The organism is Microbacterium sp. Bi128 (assembly GCF_918698205.1).
In genome coordinates, this window is record NZ_CAKKMM010000918.1 from 1 (window position 1) to 2058 (window position 2058).

The 2058-nt window shown below is 67.4% G+C and carries 3 protein-coding genes; all 3 read left to right on the forward strand.

Annotation, left to right across the window (positions count from 1 at the left end; translation table 11 throughout):
• Nucleotides 1–85 precede the first annotated feature (85 nt).
• Complete coding sequence (locus LQV45_RS27995) at nt 86–559, forward strand: flavodoxin domain-containing protein (RefSeq protein WP_290370331.1); 474 nt, start codon at nt 86–88, stop codon at nt 557–559.
• Nucleotides 560–731: 172 nt separating this feature from the next.
• Nucleotides 732–1418, forward strand: a complete 687-nt coding sequence (locus LQV45_RS28000; RefSeq protein WP_230010174.1) for a dienelactone hydrolase family protein — start codon at nt 732–734, stop codon at nt 1416–1418.
• A 41-nt stretch (nt 1419–1459) separates the two neighbouring features.
• Nucleotides 1460–2058: hypothetical protein (locus LQV45_RS28005; protein WP_230010177.1), on the forward strand; the 599-nt coding region annotated here is incomplete at its 3' end.

A 2058-nucleotide genomic window follows, 5' to 3' on the forward strand; every position in this document is an offset into this window, starting at 1 on the left:
GTCCGGGCCCATGTCGGGACTTATGGCACGACCCCGCGCGCGCAGGTTACATAAGGCTGGAGGAAGGAAGACCGGAGGCCTCTTGATGACTGTTCTAATTGCCTACGCAAGCGCCCTGGGCTCCACCCGGGAGATGGCACAACATATGGCATCCCGCATGGCGGGTGCACTGGGCGAGGTAGAGTGCCGGTCCGTGGAGGACGTCGGGGCCCTCTCCCGCTATGAGGCTGTCGTCGTCGGCAGCGCCGTCCACAACCAGGCCTGGCTGCCCCCGGCTTTGCTGTTCTTCAAACACCACGCCCGCGAGTTGGCCAGTCGGCCCGTCTGGGCCTTCAGTGTAGGGATGGCGGATGCGCTGCCCAAGCCCATACGCCGGCGCGGCGCGGCACTGCAACAGGAACGTCTGGCAGAAGTCCTGATCAAAGAAGTTCCGCTTCGAGGCCACAAACTCTTCTCCGGCGTCTACCAGGCAGGCCAGATGCCGGCACCGCTCCGGGTGTTGTTCCGGCTCACCGGCGGCCGATTTGGGGATTTGCGGGACTGGGCGGCTGTCGACTAATGGACGGATCAGATTACGGCCCAACTCGCTAAACCTGCTTCGTCCACGTCTTCAGGCAGCATCACAGGCTAATGCCGTCGGGACTGCGCATCCCGGCCGCGGCGCCCGGCTCGGTGGGGCGTGCACGGGAGGACCCATGACCGTTGTGAGCATTCACGCCGAACGAGGGGACATGCCTGCCTACGCGGCGACGCCGGCCGGTACCGGTCCGTGGCCCGGCGTCGTCGTCATCCATGACGCACTCGGCCTGAGCCGTGACACCAGAGACCAGGCCGACTGGCTGGCCGGCGAGGGGTTCCTCGCCGTGGCACCTGACCTGTTTTACTGGGGCACCAGGACGGCCTGCTTGTGGTCCCTCATCCGCGGCTGGCGGCCCCTCGGTGACCTGGACGTCACCCGCGCCTGGCTGGCCGGACAGGACGGCTGCACCGGCCGGATCGGCGTGATCGGTTTCTGTATGGGCGGCGGGTTCGCCCTCATGCTGGCCCCGGACCATGACTTCGCCGCGGCAAGCGTCAACTACGGCGGACTGGATGACGAGACCGCCCGCGCAATGCCCCGCGCCTGCCCCATCGTTGGCAGCTACGGCGCCAGGGACCGCTGGCCCGGAGTGCGCAAGGTGCCGGCGCGTCTGGAGCCGCTGCTCGCCGAGGCCGGAATAGAGCATGACATCAAGGTCTATCCCGACGCCGGTCACGGCTTCCTCAACAGGCATGGCCCGTCGGACCTCACGTTCGGGGACAAGTTGCTCGCGAAGCTGGTCGCTGCCGGTTACCACGAGCCCTCCGCCGAGGACGCGCGCCTGCGCATCCTCGGGTTCTTCCGGGAACACCTGATCACTGAGGGGGAAGCGCGATGATGCACCCTGCACCGAGGGGATCCCTGCTGGCAGCGGGTGCCGTGGCCGTTTTCACCACCGGATACCTGGCCGTTGCGCGGCCACGCCTGCTTCGCTGGGGTGCGACCGTTGACGAAGCGCGGGGACCTTACCCGGGCGCCGGGTTGATTCCGGGCAGCACCCGAAGCGCGACCATGGCGGTGACCATCGATGCGCCCCCTTCCCGCGTGTGGCCCTGGCTGGTGCAGATGGGAACGGATCGCGCCGGCTGGTACAGCTGGGACCGTCTCGATAATTTCGGGCGCCGCAGCGCAGGGCGCATCCATCCGGAGTGGCAGGACATCGCCATCGGTGACCGTCTGGCGGCGAAGCCCGACGGCAGCGAGTGGTGGGCGGTCGCGGCGCTTGAACCCGAGAGGTTCCTGGGCCTGCGTATGTCGGTCGATCTCCGCGGGCGTCCCTTCGACCCGGCACGAACCCGGCCGCGCTATTACACCGACTCGCTCTGGGGATTCGAGCTGCGGGAGGCCGCTGGTGAGCGCACCCGGCTGGTGGTCAGCGGGTACTGGTCGCTACGGCCACAATGGCTGCAACCTATCATGAGCATTGCCATGCTGGAGCCCGCGCACTGGGTCATGCAGACCCGTCAGTTCTCGAATCT